The 23623-nt window shown below is 71.2% G+C and carries 26 protein-coding genes; 14 read left to right on the top strand and 12 right to left on the bottom strand.

Annotated elements, in window-relative coordinates:
- The first annotated feature begins 2 nt into the window (after positions 1–2).
- The 3 genes from KME79_RS14245 to KME79_RS14235 all read left to right on the top strand — a co-directional run bounded on the left by KME79_RS14245 (position 3) and on the right by KME79_RS14235 (position 3714).
- Positions 3–353, top strand: coding sequence for a heat shock protein transcriptional repressor HspR (locus KME79_RS14245; protein WP_148036329.1), 351 nt, complete (start codon positions 3–5; stop codon positions 351–353).
- Positions 354–2924 (top strand): ATP-dependent chaperone ClpB, encoded by a 2571-nt coding sequence (clpB, locus tag KME79_RS14240; RefSeq protein WP_219544826.1) that lies wholly within the window; start codon positions 354–356, stop codon positions 2922–2924.
- A gap of 178 nt (positions 2925–3102) precedes the next feature.
- Entirely contained in the window at positions 3103–3714 is a 612-nt protein-coding gene (locus KME79_RS14235; RefSeq protein ID WP_219544825.1) for a hypothetical protein, read from the top strand.
- Between the two features lie 4 nt (positions 3715–3718).
- Here the strand turns inward: KME79_RS14235 and KME79_RS14230 are convergent, their stop codons facing one another.
- Positions 3719–4249, bottom strand: a complete 531-nt coding sequence (locus KME79_RS14230; protein ID WP_261809033.1) for a tetratricopeptide repeat protein — start codon at positions 4247–4249, stop codon at positions 3719–3721.
- Positions 4250–4414: 165 nt separating this feature from the next.
- Between KME79_RS14230 and KME79_RS14225 the strand changes: the two genes are divergently transcribed.
- Positions 4415–4666, top strand: coding sequence for a hypothetical protein (locus KME79_RS14225; protein ID WP_219544824.1), 252 nt, complete (start codon positions 4415–4417; stop codon positions 4664–4666).
- Positions 4667–4670: 4 nt separating this feature from the next.
- Here the strand turns inward: KME79_RS14225 and KME79_RS14220 are convergent, their stop codons facing one another.
- From KME79_RS14220 to KME79_RS14205, 4 genes are all read right to left on the bottom strand, one after another.
- The gene (locus KME79_RS14220; RefSeq protein ID WP_219544823.1) at positions 4671–5240 is read right to left on the bottom strand and encodes a TetR/AcrR family transcriptional regulator; all 570 of its coding nucleotides are present in this window, start codon (positions 5238–5240) and stop codon (positions 4671–4673) included.
- Positions 5241–5445: 205 nt separating this feature from the next.
- Entirely contained in the window at positions 5446–6522 is a 1077-nt protein-coding gene (locus tag KME79_RS14215) for a CapA family protein (RefSeq protein WP_219544822.1), read from the bottom strand.
- A 477-nt stretch (positions 6523–6999) separates the two neighbouring features.
- Positions 7000–7224, bottom strand: coding sequence for a DUF397 domain-containing protein (locus tag KME79_RS14210; protein ID WP_148036322.1), 225 nt, complete (start codon positions 7222–7224; stop codon positions 7000–7002).
- Positions 7225–7284: 60 nt separating this feature from the next.
- Positions 7285–8148, bottom strand: a complete 864-nt coding sequence (locus tag KME79_RS14205) for a helix-turn-helix domain-containing protein (RefSeq protein WP_148036321.1) — start codon at positions 8146–8148, stop codon at positions 7285–7287.
- 693 nt (positions 8149–8841) lie between these two features.
- On the opposite strand from KME79_RS14205, the gene KME79_RS14200 reads away from it, so the two are divergent.
- The 6 genes from KME79_RS14200 (at position 8842) to KME79_RS14175 (ending at position 14442) form a co-directional block, all read left to right on the top strand.
- Positions 8842–9069: a hypothetical protein gene (locus KME79_RS14200; RefSeq protein WP_148036320.1), complete on the top strand. Its 228-nt coding sequence runs from the start codon at positions 8842–8844 to the stop codon at positions 9067–9069.
- A 1-nt stretch (position 9070) separates the two neighbouring features.
- Complete coding sequence (locus KME79_RS14195; RefSeq protein ID WP_219544821.1) at positions 9071–9718, top strand: hypothetical protein; 648 nt, start codon at positions 9071–9073, stop codon at positions 9716–9718.
- 117 nt (positions 9719–9835) lie between these two features.
- Positions 9836–12025 (top strand): molybdopterin-dependent oxidoreductase, encoded by a 2190-nt coding sequence (locus KME79_RS14190; RefSeq protein ID WP_219544820.1) that lies wholly within the window; start codon positions 9836–9838, stop codon positions 12023–12025.
- Between the two features lies 1 nt (position 12026).
- Positions 12027–12638, top strand: a complete 612-nt coding sequence (locus KME79_RS14185) for an HD domain-containing protein (RefSeq protein ID WP_148036317.1) — start codon at positions 12027–12029, stop codon at positions 12636–12638.
- A 120-nt stretch (positions 12639–12758) separates the two neighbouring features.
- The gene (locus KME79_RS14180; protein ID WP_187281588.1) at positions 12759–13580 is read left to right on the top strand and encodes a Rieske (2Fe-2S) protein; all 822 of its coding nucleotides are present in this window, start codon (positions 12759–12761) and stop codon (positions 13578–13580) included.
- Positions 13581–13608: 28 nt separating this feature from the next.
- Positions 13609–14442, top strand: coding sequence for an SDR family oxidoreductase (locus KME79_RS14175; protein WP_219544819.1), 834 nt, complete (start codon positions 13609–13611; stop codon positions 14440–14442).
- Here KME79_RS14175 and KME79_RS14170 read toward each other — a convergent pair.
- The 4 genes from KME79_RS14170 to KME79_RS14155 form a co-directional block, all read right to left on the bottom strand.
- On the bottom strand, positions 14439–14660 hold the full coding sequence (locus KME79_RS14170) for a DUF8836 family protein (protein ID WP_148036314.1): 222 nt from the start codon (positions 14658–14660) through the stop codon (positions 14439–14441). The two genes, KME79_RS14175 and KME79_RS14170, sit on opposite strands and share 4 nt — an antisense overlap.
- A 30-nt stretch (positions 14661–14690) precedes the next feature.
- On the bottom strand, positions 14691–15446 hold the full coding sequence (locus tag KME79_RS14165; protein WP_148036313.1) for a sulfite exporter TauE/SafE family protein: 756 nt from the start codon (positions 15444–15446) through the stop codon (positions 14691–14693).
- Between the two features lie 58 nt (positions 15447–15504).
- Positions 15505–16449: an SPFH domain-containing protein gene (locus KME79_RS14160; protein ID WP_148036312.1), complete on the bottom strand. Its 945-nt coding sequence runs from the start codon at positions 16447–16449 to the stop codon at positions 15505–15507.
- A 68-nt stretch (positions 16450–16517) separates the two neighbouring features.
- Positions 16518–17306 carry an ABC transporter ATP-binding protein gene (locus KME79_RS14155; protein ID WP_148036311.1) on the bottom strand — a complete coding sequence of 263 codons (789 nt, stop codon included), beginning with the start codon at positions 17304–17306 and terminating at the stop codon, positions 16518–16520.
- Between the two features lie 69 nt (positions 17307–17375).
- Here KME79_RS14155 and KME79_RS14150 point away from each other — a divergent pair, with 69 nt between their 5' ends.
- Entirely contained in the window at positions 17376–18092 is a 717-nt protein-coding gene (locus KME79_RS14150; RefSeq protein WP_261809032.1) for an Rv1486c family protein, read from the top strand.
- 43 nt (positions 18093–18135) lie between these two features.
- Here the strand turns inward: KME79_RS14150 and KME79_RS14145 are convergent, their stop codons facing one another.
- Together KME79_RS14145 and KME79_RS14140 are read right to left on the bottom strand one after the other, a co-directional pair.
- Positions 18136–18762: a response regulator gene (locus KME79_RS14145; protein ID WP_148036310.1), complete on the bottom strand. Its 627-nt coding sequence runs from the start codon at positions 18760–18762 to the stop codon at positions 18136–18138.
- Positions 18759–19871 carry a GAF domain-containing sensor histidine kinase gene (locus KME79_RS14140; protein ID WP_219544818.1) on the bottom strand — a complete coding sequence of 371 codons (1113 nt, stop codon included), beginning with the start codon at positions 19869–19871 and terminating at the stop codon, positions 18759–18761. The genes KME79_RS14145 and KME79_RS14140 overlap by 4 nt, the downstream gene beginning before the upstream one ends.
- 156 nt (positions 19872–20027) lie before the next feature.
- On the opposite strand from KME79_RS14140, the gene KME79_RS14135 reads away from it, so the two are divergent.
- Genes KME79_RS14135 through serB form a run of 3 tightly spaced genes read left to right on the top strand, consistent with a single transcriptional unit; the run spans position 20028 to position 23062 of the window.
- Positions 20028–20684, top strand: coding sequence for an SDR family oxidoreductase (locus tag KME79_RS14135; RefSeq protein WP_219544817.1), 657 nt, complete (start codon positions 20028–20030; stop codon positions 20682–20684).
- Positions 20681–21772, top strand: a complete 1092-nt coding sequence (locus tag KME79_RS14130; RefSeq protein WP_308248909.1) for an S-adenosylmethionine:tRNA ribosyltransferase-isomerase — start codon at positions 20681–20683, stop codon at positions 21770–21772. The genes KME79_RS14135 and KME79_RS14130 overlap by 4 nt, the downstream gene beginning before the upstream one ends.
- Before the next feature lie 51 nt (positions 21773–21823).
- Positions 21824–23062, top strand: coding sequence for a phosphoserine phosphatase SerB (gene serB, locus KME79_RS14125; protein WP_219544816.1), 1239 nt, complete (start codon positions 21824–21826; stop codon positions 23060–23062).
- Here the strand turns inward: serB and KME79_RS14120 are convergent.
- The gene (locus KME79_RS14120; RefSeq protein WP_308248908.1) at positions 23034–23501 is read right to left on the bottom strand and encodes a SixA phosphatase family protein; all 468 of its coding nucleotides are present in this window, start codon (positions 23499–23501) and stop codon (positions 23034–23036) included. The two genes, serB and KME79_RS14120, sit on opposite strands and share 29 nt — an antisense overlap.
- Positions 23502–23623: the final 122 nt, after the last annotated feature.

The following is a 23623-nucleotide window of genomic DNA, read 5'->3' as shown; positions in this document are numbered from 1 at the left end:
CCATGGACGCCAACTACTTCGACCTGTCGGACGACACTCCTGTTTACGTGATCTCGGTGGCCGCGCAGCTGTCGGGTCTGCATCCGCAGACCCTTCGGCAGTACGACCGGCTCGGTCTGGTCTGTCCGGGCCGTACGGCGGGGCGCGGCCGCCTCTACTCCACAAGAGACATCATCCAGCTGCGCGAGGTCCAGCGCCTCTCCCAGGAGGAGGGCATCAACCTCGCCGGCATCAAGCGGATCCTGGAGCTGGAGAACGAGTCGTTGCGGCTGCGTGAGGAGGTTCACCGCCTCCGCGCCGAGCTACAGATGATCAAGGCGCTGATCCGTTACGAGCTGCCACCGGGGGCGTAGATGGAATACAAGCTCACTCAGAAGAGTCAGGAGGCGATCTCGGGCGCCATGCGGCGGGCCGCCGCCGAGGGCAACCCCGAGATCTCTCCGCTTCACCTGCTGACCACGCTGCTCTCGCAGACGGGCGGCACCGCCGTCCCGCTGCTGGAGGCGGTCAGCGCCGACTGGCGGACGCTGCGGGCCAAGGCCGAGGAGCAGCTCGCGGCGCTGCCCAAGGCTCAGGGCGCGACCGTGGGGGCGCCGACGAGCTCCCGCCACCTGCTCACGGTGATGAACACCGCCGCCCAGCACGCCAAGCGGCTGGAAGACCAGTACGTGTCGACCGAGCACCTGCTGGTGGGCCTCGCCGCCGACGGCGGCCAGGCCGCCGACCTGCTGAAGTCCGCGGGCGCCACCCCGCAGGCGCTGCTCGACGCGTTCGAGAAGGTACGCGGCCACGCCCGGGTCACCAGTGAGACGCCCGAGGACACCTACCAGGCGCTCGAGAAGTACGGCATCGACCTGACCGGGCAGGCCCGCTCGGGCAAGCTCGACCCGGTCATCGGCCGCGACTCGGAGATCCGCCGGGTGGTGCAGGTGCTCAGCCGGCGCACCAAGAACAACCCGGTGCTGATCGGCGAGCCCGGCGTCGGCAAGACGGCCGTGGTCGAGGGCCTGGCCCAGCGGATCGTGGCCGGCGACGTGCCGGAGTCGCTGCGCAACAAGCGGCTGATCGGGCTCGACCTGGGCGCGATGGTGGCGGGCGCGAAGTACCGCGGCGAGTTCGAGGAGCGGCTCAAGGCCGTGCTCGCCGAGATCAAGGAGAGCGACGGCCAGGTCGTCACGTTCATCGACGAGCTCCACACCGTCGTCGGCGCGGGAGCCGCCGAGGGCGCGATGGACGCGGGCAACATGCTCAAGCCGATGCTGGCCCGCGGCGAGCTGCGGATGATCGGCGCGACCACGCTCGACGAGTACCGCGAGCGCATCGAGAAGGACCCTGCGCTGGAGCGCCGCTTCCAGCAGGTGTACGTGGGCGAGCCGACGGTCGAGGACACCATCGCGATCCTGCGCGGGCTGAAGGGCCGCTACGAGGCCCATCACCAGGTGCAGATCGCCGACAGCGCGCTCGTCGCCGCCGCCGCGCTCTCCGACCGCTACATCACCAGCCGCTTCCTGCCCGACAAGGCCATCGACCTGGTCGACGAGGCCGCCTCCCGGCTGCGCATGGAGATCGACTCCCGTCCGGTGGAGATCGACCAGCTCCAGCGGACCGTCGACCGGATGAAGATGGAGGAGCTGGCGCTCTCCAAGGAGACCGACGAGGCGTCCGTACAACGCCTGGAGCGGCTCCACCAGGAGCTGGCCGACCGCCAGGAGGAGCTGAACGCCCTGGTCGGCCGGTGGGAGCACGAGAAGGCGGGCCTCAACAAGGTCGGCGAGCTGAAGAAGCAGCTCGACGAGGCGCGCGGCACCGCCGAGCGGGCGCAACGCGACGGCGACTTCGAGACCGCGTCCCGGGTCATGTACGCCGACGTGCCACGCCTGGAGCAGGCGCTGAAGGCCGCCTCGGAGGCCGCCCCCGACGAGAACGCCATGGTCAAGGAGGAGGTCGGCCCCGACGACATCGCCGAGGTGATCTCGTCCTGGACCGGCATCCCGGCGGGCCGCCTGCTGGAGGCCGAGACGGCCAAGCTGCTGCGCATGGAGGAGGAGCTGGGCAAGCGGCTCATCGGCCAGCACGAGGCCGTGCGCGCGGCGTCCGACGCGGTGCGGCGCAGCCGGGCCGGCATCGCCGACCCCGACAGGCCGACGGGCTCGTTCCTGTTCCTCGGCCCGACCGGTGTCGGCAAGACCGAGCTGGCCAAGGCGCTGGCGGAGTTCCTGTTCGACGACGAGCGGGCGATGACCCGCATCGACATGAGCGAATACTCCGAGAAGCACAGCGTCGCCCGGCTCGTCGGCGCGCCTCCCGGCTACGTCGGCTACGAGGAGGGCGGCCAGCTGACAGAGGCCGTCCGGCGCCGCCCGTACACCGTGGTGCTGCTGGACGAGGTGGAGAAGGCCCATCCGGAGGTCTTCGACATCCTGCTCCAGGTGCTCGACGACGGGCGGCTGACCGACGGTCAGGGCCGCACGGTCGACTTCCGCAACACGATCCTGATCCTGACGTCCAACCTCGGCTCCCACTTCCTCGTCGACCCGACGATGGAGAACGGCGCGAAGCGCGAGGCCGTGATGGGCGCGGTGCGCAGCGCGTTCAAGCCGGAGTTCCTCAACCGGCTGGACGACGTGATCCTGTTCGACGCGCTCGGCTCCGAGGAGCTGACGCGGATCGTCGACCTGCAGGTCGACCGGCTGGCCCAGCGGCTGGCCGACCGCAGGCTGACCCTGGAGGTCACGCCGGCGGCCCGCGAGTGGCTGGCCCTGACGGGCTACGACCCGATGTACGGGGCGCGCCCGCTGCGCCGCCTGGTCCAGTCGGCGATCGGCGACAAGCTGGCCAAGGCGGTGCTGTCCGGCGAGATCGTCGACGGCGACAAGGTCCTGGTCGACCTCGGCGACGACGAGCTGTCCGTCCAGCGGGCCTGACACACCCGCGCGAACGCCCGGAGGCCATCCTCCGGGCGTTCGACGTTCCCGCCCGGGTCATCCGCGCGCCCGGTTCGTAAGGTTCGGTCCAGCCTTCCGGCAAGCCGCCTCCAGTCCCTCGCGCGTCTGGCTAGCTTCGCGTTCGTCGGATCACCGAGAACGATCAGGGGGACGGGACGTGCCGACTCGAAGCATCCGGGGAATTCTTGCCATCGCCACTCTGACCGCGGGGGTCACCTGGCTGGGGGCGAGCTCCGCGGCCGCCGACGACTGCCGGGAAACCCGGACCAGCATGGGCTCGCCCGCCGCGGCGCTCTGCGACGAGCTCACCAAGGTGCGGCTGAGCGACAGCACCGGCCCGCTGCTCGGGTCGGAGAGCACCCACCTGGCCCTGGGCGCCGTCAGGCTGGCCGAGCACCTGGGCCTGACCGGGTTGGCCACCTCGCATTCGGCGATCGGGCTGTCGGACCTGGGCGGCGTCATGGCCACCTCGGCCATGCCGTCGGTGCTGCCCGCCGCGCCGACGGTGGCGGGCGTGACGAGCCAGGCCAAGCTACCCGCGCTGCCCGCGCTGCCGGTGAACACCAGGACCGGACGCTACCCCTCGAAGACGGCGCCGCGCTCGTCGCCGGGCGTCCCGCTCGACCTGACGCGCCCGGTCGGCAAGACCAAGGACCGGCTCGTGCGCCGCACGCTGCCTCAGGGGCCGGGGCCGCTGAACGAGACCAAGCTCCCGGCCGACTCCCTCGACGGCGTGACGGGCCTGCTGCGGAGCCTCGACCTGCGCTGAGGGATCAGGAGACGAGGGCGTCGATCTCGTCCTCGGGCAGGCCCAGGTCGAGTCGGATGCGGTAGCGGGTGCGCAGCATCGACACCCGCTCCGGATCGTCGGAGTCGCAGGTCAGCAGGGCCTGGGTGACCCATTCGTGGCCCGCCTCCAGGTCACCGTAGGCGACCAGCGTCTCGACGATGCTGTGGGCGGTCGCCGCCGAGACACCGCCCTCGGCGCGGATCGCCTCGATGACCTCCCTCGCCTCGTCGTGCCGGTCGAGCTCGAAGAGGGTGTCGGCGATGCCTGCGCGCGGGTCGATGCCCGTCTCGCCGCCGTCTTCCAGCGCGCGCTGGAAACACTCCAGCGCGCGAGCGGGCTGGCCTGCCGCGCGCCACTCCTCCGCCGCCTGGACCAGGATGGACGCCCTGGACACGTCGCCGCTGGAGTAGTCGAGCGCTACGTCGTACAGCCGGCTGGCCAGGGAGCCGTGGTCGTCGGCCAGCAGCGCCTGCTCAAGCAGGCGATCAAGGTGCTCACGGGTCACATGCGCCACAACGCGAGACTACCGACCGCGGTGCGGTTTCGCCCGCTCAATACGCATCGCCGATGCCCCGATGAGACCACCACGAAACGTCATCGAGTCCTTACGCCATGCATATATGCGCAGCTCGTTGGGCATATACCGGTCACTTCGCGCCCGCGAGCGGAAGGGGCTGGGATGGGCAGGTCCAAGCAGATGACGTTCGCGCTGGCGCTCGCCGTGGTGTTGTCGGCGGTGGGGCCCGGGGTCGCGGGCTACCTTTCGGCCCGGCTCGAAGGGGTCGAGGCGGCCGAGCGGAGACTGCGGGTCCTGGAGGCCCAGCTGGAGGCGAGCCGGCAACGGTTGGTCCGGCCGATGTCGCATTCCGAGGCGTGCGCGCGGCCCGGCGAGCCCCACTGGCTGCCGGAGCTCCTGGAGGCCGGGGGCTGACGCGCTAGTCGGGCTGCGGCGTGTACGACCTGAGCTGGCGGGACAGGAAGCCCCGCACGAGTTGCCTGGCCGCGTCGATGATCTCCTCCGAGCCGTTCTGGTCGTAGCGGAAGGCCAGCTTGAGCACCGCGTCGCAGGCTTCGACGGCCACCAGCGCGGCGATGTCGAGCTCGTGACTGTCGGCCAGGCCGAACTCGTTGAGCAGCAGCCCGCGCAGCCGGCCCGCGATCACGGTGTTGTTGTCGGAGTCGGAGTCGAGCAGGTTGAGGTCGACCACGTCACCGAACTGGAGACTCTTGAACCCGGGCACCGAGCGATGCATGTCGACGTACTCGTCGATGATCGCGTCGATGGCCTCCCACCAGCCGCGGTAGTCCTCCTCCATGAAGCGCCGCCCGACCCGGGTGACGAACAGCTCCACGTTGCGCCGGGTCAGCTCCTGCGTGATGGCGCGCTTGTCGGGAAAGAACTGGTAGACCGAACCGATCGCGACCCCCGCCCGGTCGGCGATGCGGGTCGTGGAGAGCGATTCGTAGCCGATCTCGTCGAGGAGCTCGGCGCAGGCGTCGAGCATCCGCTCGACCCGTCGGGCGCTGCGGCGCTGCGTGGGCTGTCGCCGGAGAGGCTTCGGCGACGCACAGTCATCTTCCAGTCGCGGCATGGACACGACCTCATCTTCCCCCTCCAGGCCCGATCGTTACCCGCGATTGACCGGATTTCCTGGGAATCCGCTGAGCCCGGCCGCCCGGATGTGGAGATCCCGGACATCTTCCACGCCGTCAGGGCCGGGCGTCCAGCTCGGTGCAGGAACGCAGCGCCTTCCAGTCGGCCACGGCCTGCTTCCTCGCGGCGCCGGTCATCGGGACCGGCACGCCGTTCTGGATGGTGGCGGGGGTCCACTGGTCCTTGAGGATCTTGCGGCCGTTGATGGTGAGGGTCAGCACGCCGGTGCGGCCCGTGGTGGCCGGGTTGGAGTTGTAGAAGACGAAGTTGCCGAGGCCGTAGCTGACGTACGCCTTGCCGAGGTACCCGGCCCCCAGCAGGATGTGCGCGTGCCCGCCGACCACCACGTCGGCGCCGGCCTTGACGAGCTTGGGGGCCAGGGAGAGCTGCGCCGGGTTCGGGCACTTCTGCATCTCGGTGCCCCAGTGCAGGTGGACGATGACGGTGTCGGAGTTCTTGCGCGCCTGCCGTACCGCCTTGATCAGGCGCGGCTCGTCCTTGGCCGACGCCAGCCCGCCCTTGCCGGGGGCCGCGGTCCAGGCGTTGATGAACTCGGAGTCCAGCACCTGGGTCGCGCCGATGATCGCCACCCGGTTGCCGTTCACCGTCTTCCTGAACGGCTTGAACGCCTGGTCGTCGTCCTTGCCGATGCCCACGATCGGGAACCTGGACTTCTTGATCGCGGCGAGCGAGTCGGCCAGGCCGGTCTCCATGTAGTCCATGCCGTGGTTGTTGGCCATGGATGCCACGTCCACGCCGGCGGCCTTGAGCGCGGTCAACGCGCTGGCCGGGGCCCGGAACGTGTACTGCTTGCCGGGCGCCGGGGTGCCGCCCGTGGTGATCGCGGTCTCCAGGTTGATCATGGCGAGGTCGGCCTTGCGCAGCACCGAGGAGATGGGGCCGAGCGCGGTGCGCGGGTTGTCCAGCCGGGACCGCAGGAAGCCCTCGAAGTGCACGTCCCCGCCGAAGGCGATGGTGTACGGCTCGCGCTCCGGGGTGGCGGGGGCCGTCGGCTCGGCCGAGGAGGTGGCCGCGGCCTGCCGCTGCCGCTCGGGCGCCTCCGGTCCGGCGGCCGTGCAGGCGGCGAGTGAGGCCATGACGGCCAGCACCGAGAGTGCGCGGGGGAAGTTCATCGGGGGCGCCATCCAGCTCAATCGGGACATCTGGGATTGAGCATGCCATGTGCTGCCGATTGCCGCGTAGTGCCCCCACCTTGACCTACGGGCAGTTATGGAGTTGTCGAGTCAAGTCATCGGGGCAGCCGAGCGCTGCCGGAGAAGTCCTGTGGTGCCCACCTCGCGGGCGAGATCATCGGCCCTTGCTCCAGGCCGGAGGTCACGGGTGAAAGACACCGTGAAAGACACAAGGGCCTCGGCCCGCCTGCGCCAACGTGGCGCGTCCCTCAACGGGGCGCGCCACGCCTGCTCTCCGGCGACCCGGCCCGGGGAGAGTGGGCGATCGCCACGGCGAGTTGATCAACGAGACCGCTGTGGGTCATGATGTGCGGGAATCTTGCGCTCGCCTGGCGAGCGGAGAACGAGGAGGCCGTCGGCCGGCTCCTCACCGAACGGCCCTGTCCGGTTGTGCCATCAACCTGCCAGGGCCGTTTTTCACGCGCTGGCCTGCAGAGCCTCCAGGTCGAACTCTCCATCCCTGACCCCGGCCGTGAAGGCGGCCCACTCGGACGGGGTGAAGACCAGGACGGGTCCGTCCTGAACCTTGCTGTCCCTCAGCGCGACATTCCCGTCGGCGAGGGGGGCGACCTCAACGCAGCTGCTAGCGCCGTTGCAGAAAGTGCTCTTCTGCCATGCCGCCGTCTTGTGATGGATAGACATTTTCTCCCCAAATGGGCAAAGGGGCACCATTGCCCCTTTTGTTCTGATCGATCGCTGACCTCAGCCTCGCCACATCATCGCCTTGCGCTGGATGAGCACGCGTGTGTCGTCCTCGTCCAGTGCCTGTGACCTGATGTTTTCGAAGGCTGCCTCGTAGCCCGCTACCCGCTCGAGGTCGTCGACGAAGTCAGCAGTATAAAGCTGCTCCAGATACACCACATCGTCGAATTCCGCGAACTTGAGGTGGATGAACGCACCCGTGCTTACGGGGTGCAACGCGTCCATGGGCAATACCTGAACGCTGACGTGGGACAGAAGAGACAACTCCAGGAGATGCTCCATCTGTGCCCGCATCACCGAGGGCTCGCCGAAGCGGCGCATCAAGGCGGGCTCGTCCAGCACGAAGCGCATCTCACATGGATCGGGGCGGTGCAGCACGCGCTGCTGCCTGTCGAGGCGGGCCTCGACCCTGCTCCTGACTCCGCTGTGGGTGATGCGCGAGATGCCACGGACGGCCAGGACGACCTCTCTGGCGTAATCCTCGGTTTGGAAGAGGCCGGGCACAATCTGGGGTTCCCAGTTGCGCTGGATGATGGCCTCCGCCTCCAGCCCGAGGAATCTTGTGTACTCCTCAGGCAGGGCGTCTTCGTAATCTTCCCACCAGCCCCGCTGATCCGCATCCCGCAACAGGCCGAAGAGTTCGTCAAGTTTGGCTTCGTCGAGACGGTAGAGCTTCCCCATCGCCTTGACGTCGTCTGCGCTGGGCATGGTCTTGGCGGCCTCGATCCGCGAGACCTTGCTGGGGGACCAGCCGAGCTCCTTGGCGGCCCTGGCGCCGGTGAGCTTGCGTCGCTCGCGGAGAAGCCTGAGCTCCTGGCCGAGCCTGAGCTTGCGGACAGTCGGACTGCCCTGCGTCGGTGGCACCGTCGACTCTCCTTGCCGGGATGAAGGTGTAGCCGGAGTGAACCGTTTCGAGCCCGCAGTCTTGGGCCGTTCCGCCAATCTTACACTGCAACTTGCACGAGTACTCCCATTTGCTCTTGCCAAGAGCCTTCCACGGAGAGACGGTGTCAAGCAAGCAGAGCTTCTGCCCGGGGGAAAACGGGGAAGGGGGCAAGGTGACGACCTCTTGTGCTGGCCCGACTACGTTCAAGGCCACTCTGTGCAAGTTGCACAGCAACAAGATGGCACCTTGCGGAAGAAACGGGAATATTTCTTGCGGGAGGCCTTGCAGCAAGGCAATCTCCGGGAGACGATCGAGACACGAGGGATCTCTCCAGAGGTGAGGAGGCCGGCATGACCGCACGGCCCCGCCCGCAGAGGATCCCCACCACGACTTACGCGCGGCTGGTCAGGCCGCAAAACCGGCAACGGCGCCGTCCCGGAAATGGACACCATCACAGGGAGGCCGTCAGCCGGAAGGATCCCGCACTGAGTTAAAGAGTCATCGCCGCGATTGTCGCTCGCTTCAGAGCACACGAAGCAGGAACAACAAAGCCGGACCGAGGCCGCGCACTCATCCGCCGCAAATGGGCTGCCACCCAGCGGCGCGACGGTCGTCGGCCTGCAGTCCGGCGTAAGAAGCCACCTCTGTGATGCCGCGAAAGGGGTCTTCTCATGTACTCACAAGGTACCAAGGGACTCAGCCGACGCAAGTCCCGGGTGCTCACCCGCCTCCAGGAACTGCTCGCCTGGGCGGACCGCGAAATCTGCATGGAACCCGACGAGTTCGCCTACCGCCGGGGCTGGACGGTCACCAGGACCGGCTTCGGCTCCCGGCGCTACCGCGACCCACGCTTCGACCTGCTCAAGATCCCACCACGGGTCCCGGAGGAGGTGTCCTGACATGGCGAGGAACCCGCGCAACCAGATCTACCCGGGCTACGAGGACCTGCCCGCCCCGCGCGGCTCGGGACCCCTCACCAGGCTCTGGCGGTTCCGTACCGAATTACTGCTCCTCGCCGGGCTCGCGCTGCTCGTGCCGGCCGTCCTGGGCGCCACCCAGGAGGGCAGATGGCTCCCGTTCGTCCTGCTGAGCAGCGCCGTCTCGGTGCCGGCCGCGACGCGGTTCGGCCGCAACTGGGCCGTCGCGCACTTCTGGTGCGTGGTGTCCCGCCACCGGCTGCAGCGGGTCTGCCTGGAGACCACCCTGCACACCCGCGCCGGCCGCATCCCGCTGGTGCTGTGGATCACCCCCACGGCCACGGGCGAGAAGGCCCTGATCCTGACCAGGGCCGGCATCAGCGCCGAGGAGTTCGAGGCCTACGCCGAGGAGATCGCGGCGGCCTGCTGGGCCAGGACCGCCGCGGTCTACAAGCACCGCACCCGCGCGAACCTGGTGATCGTCGAGGTCGTCAGGCGGGACGTGCTCCCCGGGGCCGTCTCCCCCGGTCTCGACCGGCTCTACGGCCGGCGGACCTGGATCCCGCTCCGGCCCGACCTCGACGAGCCGCCTGATCTGCACCGGCCGCTGGTTCTGCAGCGGGCGGGCTGAAGACCTAGGGACCCGCGCCTCCCTAGGAAAAGCCCCGGAGACCGCGGGGGCTCCGGGGCTTCCCCATGTCCCGCGTACGAGTCAAGATGAGTTCAGCTTACGAACTCAGGAGTCGTGATGACGTCGACCGTCCACCGGACCTGTCCCTTGTGCGAAGCCGTCTGCGGCCTGACGCTGACCCTCGACGACGGCGGCCACGTGACCAGCGTGCGCGGTGACAAGGCGGACCCGTTCAGCAAGGGCTTCATCTGCCCGAAGGGCGCCAGCCTCGGCAGGCTGGACGAGGACCCCGACCGGCTGCGCGCGCCGCTGATCCGGGAGGGCGACCGGTGGCGCGAGGTGAGCTGGGACGAGGCGTTCGCGGCCGTCGAGCGGGGGCTCGCCGAGGTGACCGCCGCGCACGGCCGCCAGTCGGCCGCCGTCTACCTGGGCAACCCGAGCGCGCACACGATGGCCGGCGCGCTCTACGGCGCCCCGCTGATCAAGTCGCTCGGCACCCGCAACGTCTTCTCCGCCAGCACCGCCGACCAGATGCCCAAGCACGTGGCCAGCGGGCTGATGTTCGGCCATCCGCTCGCCATCCCGGTGCCCGATCTGGACCGCACCGGCTACCTGCTGATGCTGGGCGCCAACCCGCTGGAGTCCAACGGCTCGCTGTGCACGGCTCCCGACTTCCCCGGCAGGCTCAAGGCGCTGCGCCGGCGCGGCGGGCGGCTCGTCGTGGTCGACCCACGCCGCACCCGGACGGCCGCGTCCGCCGACGAGCACGTGTTCGTGCGCCCGGGCACCGACGCCTACCTGCTGTTCGGGATCGTCCACACGCTGCTCGCGGAGGACCTCGTCACGCTCACCCACCGGGTCAACGGGCTCGACGAGGTGCGCGAGGCGGCCAAGCACTTCCCGCCCGACCTGGTGGCCCGCCGCACCGGCGTGCCGGCCGAGGTGATCGTACGGCTCGCGCGGGAGCTGGCGGCGGCCGACAGGGCGGCGGTGTACGCCAGGATCGGCACCTGCACGGCCGAGTTCGGCACGATCGCGCAGTGGCTCGTGGACGTGCTGAACACGCTGACGGGCAACCTGGACCGGCCGGGCGGGGTGATGTTCCCCAAGGCCGCCACCGAGTTCGGCGGGCGGCGCGGCCCGTACCGGGTGGGGCGGTGGCGGAGCCGGGTGCGCGGCCTGCCGGAGGCGAACGGCGAGCTGCCGGTGGCCACGCTCGCCGACGAGATCGAGACGCCGGGCGAGGGGCAGGTCAGGTTCCTGGTCACGGTGGCGGGCAACCCGGTGCTGTCGGCGCCGAACGGCGACCGCCTGGACCGGGCGCTGGCCGGGCTCGACTTCATGGTGAGCGTGGACCCGTACCTCAACGAGACCACCAGGCACGCGCACGTCATCCTGCCGCCGCCGCGGATCCTGCAGTCGGGGCACTACGACTTCGCGCTGCTGGGCTTCGCGGTGCGCAACTACGCCCGCTACTCGCCGCCGCTGCTGCCGCTGGGGGACCGGCCGTCGGAGGCGCTGATCCTGTCCAGGCTCGCCATGATCGCCTCCGGGCTCGACGGCGACCTGGACGAGTTCGTGATCGGCCAGCAGCTGGCCAAGGCCGTGGAGACGCCCGGTTCCGGCGTCGAGGGCAGGGACCCGGCCGAGCTGCGCGCCCTGCTGGAAGGCGAGACCGGCGCCGAGCGGCGGCTGGACCTCATGCTGCGGCTCGGACCCTACGGCGAGTGGGCCGGCGGGGGCGACCTGTCGCTGCGCAAGCTGCTCGACAACCCGCACGGCATCGACCTGGGCCCGCTGGAGCCGCGGCTGGCCGAGGTGCTCAGGACCGCCTCGGGCGTGGTCGAGCTGGCGCCGCCGCTGCTGCTGGAGGACGTGGACCGGCTGCGCGCGGGGCTGGACGCCGAGCCTCCCGAGCTGGTGCTGATCGGGCGGCGGCACCTGCGCTCCAACAACAGCTGGATGCACAACGTGGGCCCGCTCGTGGGCGGCAGCAACGCCTGCACGCTCCAGATCAACCCGGTCGACGTGGCCAGGCTCGGGCTCGGCGGCGAGGCCGTGGTCCGCTCGGCCACCGGCGAGCTGACGGTGCCGCTGGAGCCGACCGACACGATCATGCCGGGAGTGGTCAGCCTGCCGCACGGGTGGGGGCATCAGGGCAGCTCGCAGACGGTCGCGGCGAAGCACCCGGGGGTCAGCGCGAACACGCTGACCGACGAGTCCGCTGTGGACGTTCCGTCTGGTAACGCAGTGTTCAACGGAGTTCCGGTAAGAATTTCACCTACCAGTATGATCAGCGCACATTAAGGTGTCGCGCGTGACTATCGTGCCAGAAGAGGACCGCCTGACCACCCAGATCGCCTTCGCCGTAGAGATCGACAAGCTGAAGCGGATCGTCCGCCGCAACCTGCTGATGGACGGTTCCAGGCGGGAGAACGACGCGGAGCACTCCTGGTACGTGGCCACGCTGGCGATGGTGCTGGGCGAGCACGCGCCGCCGGGCACCGACATCCAGCGCGTCATGGCCATGCTGCTGGTGCACGACCTGGTCGAGATCGACGCGGGCGACACGTTCATCTACGACCCGGTGGCGGTGGCCGCGCAGGCGGAGGCCGAGCGCGCCGCCGCCGACCGGATCTTCGCGCTGCTGCCCGACGGGCAGGGCACGCCGCTGCGGGAGCTGTGGGAGGAGTTCGAGGACCGCAAGACGCCCGAGGCGAGGTTCGCCAAGGCGCTCGACCGGTTCGCGCCGATCCTGGCCAACCACCACACCGAGGGCGGCACCTGGCAGCTGTTCAAGGTGACCGCGGCCCAGGTGAGGGAGAAGGTCCGGCTGATCGAGGAGGGCTCGCCGTCACTGGGGGCGTACGCGCGCGCGATCGTCGAGGAGTCGGTCGCGAGGGGTCACCTTCCCGAGTGACGTCCGCACCCCTGGGGTAGGGGACTTGTCGTGAAAGAGACAGTACGGGCGAGACGTCGGCACTTGCGGCGTTTCGTGGGACCGGTCGATCTCACTGACCGGCTTGAGAAGTCCACGTCCATGGACCGGCCGATCCGCGCGCTGGCCAAGACCATGCGTCAGCGGCTCCGCCCAGGCCTGGTCCGCGACCTGCTGCACGGGGTGCCCACGGGCAAGCCGGCGCACCCGCCCCTGGCCCAGGCGGCCCTGGGCTGCTGGATCTCGGCCACCCTGCTCGACGCGGCCAAGGCCGATCAGCGCGCCGTCCGGCTGCTGCTGGCCGCCGGCATCGCCACCTCGCTGCCCACCGCCGCCGCGGGACTGACCGACTGGTCGTCTCTCCACCAGGAGCAGCAGCGGGTGGGGTTCGTCCACCTGGCGGCGAACGTGCTCGCCCTCGGGCTGTTCTCGGGCTCGCTGCTGGCCCGGGTACGCGGTCGCGAGCGGGCCGGCCGCGCGCTGTCGTACGCCGGGCTCGCCGCGGGCGGGTTCGGCGGTTATCTGGGCGGCCACCTGGCCTACCGCATGGCGGCGGGGGCCAACCACGCGCCCCAGGTCTCCCACCTGGTGCCGCTGGGCTGGCACGACCTGTGCCTGCTGAAGGACCTGCCGGACGGCCGCCCGGTGTCGCGGCGGCTCGGCTACATCTCCCTCTTCGTGCTGCGGCGCGCTGAGAACGTCACGGTGATGGTCGACACCTGCCCGCACCTGGCAGGCCCTCTCCACCAGGGCAGGCTCGTCGAGGAGGACGGCGAGGCGTGCGTGGTGTGCCCGTGGCACGGCAGCACCTTCCGGCTGGACGACGGCTCGGTCCGGCACGGTCCGGCCACCGCGCCCGCGCCCACGTTCGAGACCCGGCTGCGCAAGGACGGCACGATCCAGGTGCGGCCGAGCTTGACCTGAAGTCGAGTTGAGGTTTTACGGTCGCCGCATGAGCAAGATTCTGGTGACCGGCGCGACCGGCAACGTCGGCGGACATGTGGTGAGAGAACTCGAACGGGCGGGCCTGCCGGTGCGCGCCCTGGTGCGCGACCCGGCGCGGGCGCGGCTGCCTGAGCGGGTGGAGACGGTCGCGGGCGACCTGACCAGGCCCGAGACGCTGGGACCCGCCCTGGCGGACGTGGAGACGGCGTTCCTGGTGTGGCCGGGCTTCGCTGCCCAGACGGCCGAACCCGTGGTCGAGGCGCTCGCCGGGCGGGCCAGGCGGGTGGTCTACCTGTCGGCGAACGTGCCCCAGGGCGACGGGGAGCCGACGATCTTCCATCAGGAGCTGGAGCGGCTCATCCGCGCCTCCGGGATGAGCTGGACGTTCCTGCGGCCGAGCGGCTTCGCCGTCAACACCCTGGGCTGGGCCGACCAGGTAAGGACGGGCGTCGTGCGCTGGCCGTACGGGCAGGCGGGGCGCACCCTCATCCACGAGAAGGACATCGCGGCGGTGGCGGTGCACGTGCTGACCTCAGCCGGGCACGGCGGCGCGGCCTACCCGATCAGCGGGCCCGAGGTGCTCACCCAGGCCGAGCAGGTGCGGATCATCGGCGAGGTGATCGGCCGCGAGGTGCGCTGGGAGGAACTGCCGCCGGAGCAGGCGCGCGAGCAGCTGCTGGCGGCCTGGGGTGACGCGAACTTCGTGGACGCCGCGCTGGCGGGCTGGCGGAGCCTGGTGGACTCCCCCGAGGAGGTCACGGACGTCGTGGAGAAGCTGCTGGGCAGGCCGGCGCTGCCGTTCCGGTCCTGGGTGCGCGACCACGAGGCCGACTTCCGCTAGTCCTTCTCGTCGGCGGGGTGCTCGACCAGGGCGAGGATGCGGCTGGACATGAAGCGGGCGGTCCGGATGACGGTGCCGCTCCTGGTCACCTCGGTCACCTCGACGAGCCCCCGCCGGGTGGCCACCTCGACGCGGCGGCCCGCGCGGGTGGCGACGACCTCGTACGTGCGCGGGGTGCCGCCCGCGTCGATGACGATCTCCACCCGATCACCCTTCATGTACTGATTTATGCCCAGAATGTCGGGAAATTATCCGTACACCAGTTTGATTATCGCCACGATCCCCACCGCCACGATGACCACGCGCAGCAGTGGCGCGGGGATGCGGCGCCCGACCTTCGCCCCCAGGAAGCCGCCGATCATCGCGCCCAGGGCCACGGCCAGCACCGCCCACCAGTCGACGTCCGCGATCAGGACGAACAGCACGGCGGCGGTGGAGTTGACCACCAGCGAGAGCACGTTCTTGGCCGCGTTCACCCGCTGCAGGTGCTCGTCCAGGAAGCTGCCGAGCAGCCCGATGAGCAGCACGCCCTGGGCGGCGCCGAAGTAGCCCCCGTAGACGCCCGCCCCGAACACCCCGAGCCAGAGGGCGGGGCCGCCGTGCGGGTGCGCGTGCTCGCGCCGGGCGGCCAGCCAGAGGTTGAGCCTCGGCTGGATGATGACCAGCACGCAGGCCAGCCCGATCAGCACGGGGACGACCACCTGGAAGACGTCCGGATCGAGGTAGAGCAGCAGGATCCCGCCGGCCAGCGAGCCGAGCGCGGACCCCATGGCGAGCCTGACCAGCCGGTCGCGCTGCCCGCGCAGCTCCGCGCGGTAGCCGTAGGCGCCGGTGACGGAGCCGGGGACGAGGCCGACGTTGTTGGACACGTTCGCCACGACCGGATCGACGCCGACGGCGACGAGGGTGGGGAAGGTGATCAGGCTCCCCGAGCCGACCACCGCGTTGATCGCCCCGGCCGCCATCCCGGCGACCCACACGGCGAGCGCTTCCCAGACCGTCACCCCGACCCCTTCCCAGCATCAGCGTCGAGTGCCGAGCCTAGGGGGCCTGGCGGGGCGGCTACGCGTCCGGGGTGGCGGGGGGATTGCGCGCGGGGGGATTCGGCGGGGTGAACAGGCCGCCGAGGCTCTCCAGCGCCTTCCCCATCTCCGAGGGGACTATCCAGATCTTGTTGGCGTCGCCCTTGGCGATCTCGGGCAGGGTCTGCAGGTACTGGTAGGCCAGCAGGTGCTGGTCCGGGTTGCCCTCGTGGATGGCCTTGAACACCATGCCGATCGCGTCGGCCTGGCCCTTGGCGCGCATCGCCTGGGCCTCGGCCTCGGCCTGGGCGCGCAGCACCGCCGCCTCAGCGTCGCCCCTGGCCCGTAAGACCGCCGCCTGCTGCTCCCCCTCGGCCGCCAGGATGGCCGCCTGCCGCTGGCCCTCGGCGGTGAGCACGGCGGCCCGCTTGTCGCGGTCGGCGCGCATCTGCTTCTCCATCGAGTCCTGGATCGAGGCCGGCGGGTCGATGGACTTGAGCTCCACCCGGTTGACCCGGATGCCCCACTTGCCGGTCGCCTCGTCCAGCGACCCGCGCAGCTCGGTGTTGATCTCCTCGCGGGAGGTCAGCGTGCGCTCCAGGTCCATGCCGCCGACGACGTTGCGCAGCGTGGTGACGGTGAGCTGCTCGACGCCGATGAGGAAGTTCGCGATCTCGTACGTGGCCGCCTTCGGGTTGGTCACCTGGAAGTAGATGACGGTGTCGATGGAGACGACCAGGTTGTCGGAGGTGATCACCGGTTGCGGCGGGAACGACACCACCTGCTCGCGCAGGTCGATCATGTCCTTGATGCGGTCGATGAACGGCACCACCATGTTGAGCCCCGGGGCGAGCGTGCGGTGGTAGCGGCCCAGCCGCTCCACGATCGCCGCCGTCGCCTGCGGGATGATCCTGATGGTCCGCGCCACCCCGAAACCCACCGCCGCGACCAGGACGAAGGCGACGATGAGCTGCTCCACGGACATGGCAACGCTCCGAAATCGACGGGCCTGACCCGCTGCATGATATTTCGTCCGGCGTGCCTGCGGGCGATCTAGAAGGGACGGACGTACCAGCGGCCCTCGGCGCTGCGGTCGAGCGACAGCGGCACCCCGAACGTCTGCGACAGGTTGTCGGCCGTCATGACGTGATCGAGCGGCCCCTGGGCCACGACCGAGCCGTGGCGCAGCATCAGGGCGTGGGTGAACCCGGCCGGGATCTCCTCCACGTGGTGGGTCACCAGGACCAGCGCCGGCGACCGGAAGTCGCCCGCCAGCACCGACAGCCGCCGCACCAGGTCCTCGCGGGCGCCCACGTCGAGCCCGGCGGCGGGCTCGTCGAGCAGCAGCATCTCCGGGTCGGGCATGAGCGCGCGGGCGATCTGCACCCGCTTGCGCTCCCCCTCCGACAGCGAGGCGAACCGCCGCCTGATCAGATGGGCCGCGCCCATCATGTCGATCAGCTCCACGGCGCGGGTGACGTCGTTGGAGTCGTACTCCTCCGTCCAGCGCCCCAGCAGCGCGTACGAGGCGGTCAGCACCAGGTCGATGACCTTCTCGTCGGGCGGGATGCGCTCGGCCAGCGCGGAGCTGCACAGCCCGATGCGCGGCCGCAGGTCGAACACGTCGGCCACCCCGACGCGCTCGCCGAGCACCTCCAGCGACCCTTCGCTGGGGAACAGCAACGTGGCCGCGAGCTGCAGCAACGTGGTCTTGCCCGCGCCGTTGGGGCCGAGCACGACCCACCGCTCGTCCTCCTCGACCGTCCAGTCGATGCCGCGCAGCAGGGTCGCCCCGTCGCGCTTGTAGGCGACGTCCTGGAACCGCAGCACCTGACCACCCATCCCCGATCCCTCCTTGAGGAGTAACCCTGGGGACAAACCTATTGCAGGGCGAGCGCTTATCGTGGATCGGTGCGCCCTGAATCGCCTATCTGTCCCGTGCTCGTCGCCTGGGGTAACGCCTGGCTCTCCGGCCACATCGGCCTGGACGAGGCGGCCGACCACGTCGAAGAGGTCGGCGGCCCCGCTGTCGTGGGCGAGGTTCCGCTGCGTAAATACCTGGCCAACCTTCGCTCCGGTGGCCTGAGCGGGTTCCGGCTCGCCCTGCCGGCGCCCGGTGACCCGCTCGGGCTCTCCGGCCCGCCCGGGTTCAACTCGGCGGCGGTCGACGCCGGGCAGGCCGCCATCGCCGTGCTCGACGACACCCGGCTCGGGCTGGTGCCCTCGCTCGATCTGCGCGGTTCCTCGTACGTGGGAGTCAAGCTGGACGTGCACGAGGCCGGGCCGGTACGGCAGGACCTGCCGTCCGTCGCCGAGGCCGAGCGCGAGCTGTCGGAGGCGATGCGGGACGCGACCCAGGCGCTGGCCGCGGCGGGCGGCCCCGCGCGGGAGCGGCCGTCGCACGTGCCGGACGGCGGGGAGCTGGCCCCCGGCTATCCGGCGCGCGCCCACCGGGTGTCGGCGCTGGCCACCCGGCTCGGGGCGGTGCTGCGCCTGGCCGAGGAGCGCGGGCTCACCTCCGGCGAGATCGCCTCCCGCGGCGCCGCGGTGCGCGAGCTGGACCGCGCCGTGCGTCGCGCGATCGTCGCGGCCCACCACGCCATCTTCGAGCCCGTCAGGAACCTCTGACCCGGCACGCCGCCTTCGAGCCCGTCAGGGACGCCCTGAGGGATCAGGACAGGCCGTGGCGCACGGCGTAGAGGGCGGCCTGGGTGCGGTCCTGCACGCCGAGCTTCATCAGCACGTTGGAGACGTGGGTCTTGACCGTCTTCTCGGCGACCGCGAGGCTGCGGGCGATCTCGCGGTTGGACCGGCCGGCCGCGATCAGTTTCAGCACCTCGCGCTCGCGGTCGGTCAGCGGCACGGGCGGGCCCCCCGCCGGCCGCGCGCCCTCGCCGCCCGCCAGCATCGCCTCGGCCGCCTCCGGCGCGAGCAGCACCTGCCCGCTGTGCACGGCCCGCACGGCACGCACCAGCGCCGTCGGGTCGACGTCCTTGTAGAGGAAGCCGGACGCGCCCGCCCGCATCGCGGGGCCCACGTCGGCCCTGTCGCTCACCGAGGTCAGCACCAGCACCCGGGTCGCGGCGCCGGTCAGCTCGCCCAGCGTGGCCAGCCCGTCCAGCACCGGCATCTTGAGGTCGAGCAGCAGCACGTCGGGCGCGAGCTCGCGGACCAGCTCGACGGCGCGCGCGCCGTCGCCCGCCTCACCCACGACCGTGATGTCGTCCTGCAGGTCGAGGAACGTGCGCAGCCCCTGACGCACCACCGGATGGTCGTCGGCGACCAGCACCCGGATCACCCGCACACCTCCATACGCACGGTCGTCCCCTTCCCGGGGGCCGAGCTGACGGTCATCCGGCCGCCCACCGACTCGGCCCGGTCCTTCATCGAGATCAGGCCCAGCCCGCGCGAGGCGCCCTGCTCGAAGCCCGTGCCGTCGTCCTCGACGGTCAGGGCCAGCCCGCCGCCCTCGTACGACAGCCGCACGGTCACCCGCGCGGCCTCGGCGTGGCGCAGCGCGTTGTGCAGCGCCTCCTGGGCCACCCTGAGCACGGCCACCTCCGCGGCGGAGTCCAGCGGCGGCAGCTCGTCCGCCTCGTACGTGACGCGCGCGGGATGCAGGCGGTCGAGCATCCGCACGTGCTTGCGCAGCGTCTCGGCCAGCCCGTGGCGGTCCAGCTCGGCGGGCCGAAGCTCGACGATCACCGCCCGCAGCTCGCCCAGCGCCTCCCCCGCCAGCCGCTGCACCCGCTCCAGCTCGGCCGCGGCCCTGTCGGGCTCCGACTTCAGCATGGCCCCCGCCGCCTGGGCGCTCAGCCGGAGCGAGAACAGCTTCTGGGTGACGGCGTCGTGCAGCTCGCGGGCCACCCGGTTGCGTTCCTCCAGCATCGCCAGCTCCCGGCTCCGTTCGTAGAGCCGGGCGTTGGCCAGCGCCATGGCGGCGTGCGCCGCGAACACCTGGAGCAGGTCCTGGTCGGCCTCGGTGAAGCCGCCCGCGCGCTTGTTGGCCAGGAAGATGATGCCGAGCACCTCGCCGCCGTCGGTGATGGGGACGCCGAGGAAGTCCTTCATCACCGGATGCGCCTGCGGCCAGTATTCGAACCTGGGGTCGGCGCGCAGGTCGGCCAGGCGCACCGGGGCGCCCTCGCGGAGCATCGCGCCCAGCATGCCGTGCTGGCGCGGGAGGGGCCCGATCGCCTCCCACTGCTTGTCGGTGATGCCCTCGGCGACGAACTCCGCGAACGAGCCGTCGTCGTCGGGCACCCCCAGCGCGGCGTAGCGGGCGTCCAGCAGCCGCCGCGCCGAGCGTACGATGACCTGCAGCACCTCGCGCACCGACAGATGGCGGGTGACCGCCAGCACCGCGGAGCTCACCGCCTGCAGGATCTCGTCGCGTTCGGCCGTCACGCCATCACTCTACTGACGGGCGAACCGGGGACCGGGCGCCGGTGACCTCCGCGGGACTCTCGACCGGCGCCGGGAAGGTCCTAGGACGAAGTGCCCAGGCGGCCACGGGACCACGGCCCGATGTGTGGACGGCGGCGCGTTCCTAACGTCACGAACATGACGAACACCGCACTCATCACCGGCGCCTCCCGCGGACTCGGCCTCGCGCTCGCGCGGTCACTGGCGGAGGCGGGCTGGCGTCTCGTGCTCACCGCGCGCGGCGTGAACGAGCTGGAACGGGCCGCGGCCGAGCTGGGCGCCACCGCCATCCCGGGCGACGTCACCGAGCCCGCGCACGTCCGCCGCCTGGCGGACGCCGTCCCCGAGCTGGACCTCCTGGTCAACAACGCCAGCGGCCTCGGGGCCACGCCGCTGCCGCCGCTGGCGGGCTACCCGCTGGAGGCCTTCCGCGTCCTGCTGGAGACCAACGTCACCGCGCCGCTCGCCCTCATCCAGGCCACGCTGCCCGCGCTGCGCGCCCGGCGGGGCGCCGTCGTCAACGTCACCTCCGACGCCGCCACCGGCGCGTACGAGGGATGGGGCGGGTACGGGGCCACCAAGGCGGCGCTGGAGCAGCTCTCGAACGTGCTCGCCGCCGAGGAGCCCGAGCTGGCGGTCTGGTGGACCGACCCGGGCGAGATGAACACCAGGATGCTGGCCGACGCCGTCGGCGCGGACGAGGCCGCGTCCGCCACCGACCCGGCCAAGGTCGCCGCCGCCCTGCACGACCTCGTACACACCCGCCCCGCCAGCGGCCGGGTGAGCCTCCAGTGACCCGCCCGACGACGCCCCCCGAGACGACCGCCGCATCCCCCGCAACGACCGCGGTGACGGCCGAGGTGACGGCCGAGGTGGCGAACGCCGCGTTCGACTTCGTTCTGCCGCCCGCGCTGTCGGCGCAGGAGCCGCCGGAGGCGCGTGGGGTGGGCAGGGACGGGGTCCGTCTGCTGGTCTCGGCGGGTGACGGCGAGCCGGCGCACCACCGCTTCACCGACCTGCCCGGCCTGCTCGACCCGGGCGACCTGATCGTGGTCAACAACTCGGCGACGCTGCCCGCCGCCGTGCGGCTGGACCGGCTCGCGGTGCACTTCTCCACCGCGCGCCCGGACGGCACCTGGCTCGTCGAGCTGCGCCGCCGTACCGCCACCGCGACCGAGCAGTACCGCGGCGGCGCGCCCGGCGAGTGGCTGCCGCTGCCCGGAGGCGCCACGCTGCGGCTCGTCGCTCGCGAGACGCCCCGGCTCTGGCGGGCCGTGCTCGACCGCGACGTGGAGACGTACCTGCGCGGGTACGGGGCCCCGATCCGGTACGCGTACGTCACCAGGGACTGGCCGATCGAGGCGTACCAGACGGTGTTCGCGACCGTGCCGGGCAGCGCGGAGATGCCCAGCGCCGCGCGGCCGTTCACGCCGGAGCTGGTCACGGCGCTGGTGGCGCGCGGCGTCGGCATCGCGCCGATCACCCTGCACACGGGGGTGGCCTCGCCGGAGAAGGACGAGCCACCGTACGCCGAGCGCTACGTGGTGCCGGAGGCCACGGCCCGCCTGGTCGACCTGGCCCTGGGGAGCGGAAGGCGGGTGGTCGCCGCCGGCACCACGGTGGTGCGGGCGCTGGAGACCGCCGCCGCCGGCGGCCTGGTGACCGCCTCCGAGGGCTGGACCAGCCACGTCGTGACGCCCGCGACGGGGGTGCGGGCGGTCACGGGGCTCATCACCGGCCTGCACGAACCGCGCTCCAGCCACCTGATGATGCTGACCGCGATCGCCGGCGAGCGCCCGCTCCGCGCGGCGTACGAGGCGGCGCTGCGGGAACGTTACCTGTGGCACGAGTTCGGCGACGCCCACCTGATCTTGCGGACGTAAAGCAGGACCTGCGGCGCGGGCATCGGGGCGGGCGCAGTACCGTGGCTGAATGTGGACCAGCGCACCCTCTTGATCACCTTCACCGGCCCCGACCGGCCAGGCGTGACCTCGCGCCTGTTCTCCGTCCTGTCGGGCTTCCCCGTGACCGTGGCCGACATCGAGCAGGTCGTCATCCGCGGCCGGCTCACGCTCGGCGTCCTGGTCGCCTACGCCGGAGGGCCGTCCACCGGCACCGGCAGCACCCTCGGCGCCATGTGGACCGCCGTCGAGCGGATCGCCGAGGACCTGGGCATGGAGGTGGAGCTGTCCACCGGCTCCCTGGCCAAGGAGCACCGCCGCCGCGGCCGCCTGTCGGTCAGCGTGCTCGGCGCCACGCTCCAGCCCGCGGCCATCGCCGGCATCGCCCGCCGGATCGCCGCCGCCGGCGCCAACATCGACCGCATCGAGCGGCTGGCCCAGTGGCCGGTGACCTGCATCGAGCTGTCCGTCTCCGGCGCCAACCCCGACGAGCTGCGCGTCCAGCTCGCCGCCGAGGCCGCCGCCCAGCAGGTCGACGTGGCCGTGCAGCGCACCGGGCTGTCCAGGCGGGCCAAGCGGCTCATCGTCATGGACGTCGACTCCACCCTCATCCAGGGTGAGGTCATCGAGCTGCTGGCCAAGCACGCCGGCTGCCTCGACGAGGTCGCCAAGGTCACCGAGGCGGCCATGCGCGGCGAGCTCGACTTCGCCGAGTCGCTGCGCCGCCGGGTCGCCCAGCTCGAAGGGCTGCCCGCCGAGGTGTTCGAGCGGGTGCGCGGTGAGGTCGTGCTCACCCCCGGCGCCCGCACCCTGGTCCGCACGCTCAAGCGGCTCGACTACCGCTTCGCCATCGTCAGCGGCGGCTTCACCCAGATCACCGACACGCTCGTGGAGGAGCTCGGCATCGACTACTCGGCGGCGAACGTGCTGGAGGTCATCGACGGCAAGCTGACCGGCCGGCTCGTCGGCGAGATCGTCGACCGGCCCGGCAAGGCCCGCGCGCTGGAGCGGTTCGCCAGCGAGGCGGGGGTGCCGATCAGCCAGACCGTGGCCATCGGCGACGGGGCCAACGACCTCGACATGATCGCCGCGGCCGGGCTGGGCATCGCGTTCAACGCCAAGCCCGTGGTGCGCCAGGCGGCCGACACCGCGGTCAACACGCCCTACCTCGACTCGATCCTCTACCTGCTCGGCATCTCCCGCGACGAGGTCGAGGCCGCCGACGCCGAGGACGCGCTGCTCGTCAGTCGTGCTGCGGACCCCAGCTCGTGACCAGCTCTCCCTCACCGGCCGACAGCTCGGGCCACGGCACCGCTGTCTTGATCACCGCGAACGTGCCCGGCCGGAACAGGTAGTCGTCCTCCGCGAGCATCAGCGCCAGCTCGTGCACGGCCGGGTTGTGCCCGCACAGCGCCACCGTGCCGTGATCGGGGTCGAGCAGGCGCAGCCGCTCCAGCAGCTCCTCCGGGTAGGCCTGGTAGATCGCCGGCTCGTACCGCACCTCGACGCCGGGGAAGGCCAGCTCCGCCGTGCGGCGGGTGCGCCGGGCCGGCGAGCAGAGCACCACCTCCGGCTCCAGCCCGAGCATCCGCAGCTCCTCACCGGCCCGCTTGGCGTCGCGCTCGCCCCGGTCGGTCAGCGCCCGGTCCTTGTCGGGCACCCCAGGCGCCTGGGCCGCCTTGGCGTGGCGGAGCAGGATCAGCGTTCGCACCTCGGTCATCCTCTCGACGCCCAGACGGCCAGCATCGCGATCACCGCCATGATGGCAAGCATCGCGAGCAGGATGACGGCCAGGGTCTTCCCGCCGGACGGCGGCTTGTTGTCCATCTGCCC

Source organism: Nonomuraea harbinensis, from assembly GCF_019396385.1.
GTDB classification, from domain to species: domain Bacteria; phylum Actinomycetota; class Actinomycetes; order Streptosporangiales; family Streptosporangiaceae; genus Nonomuraea; species Nonomuraea ferruginea.
The sequence above is the reverse complement of the archived record's forward strand: the minus strand, read 5'-3'. Positions and strand labels throughout refer to the sequence as shown.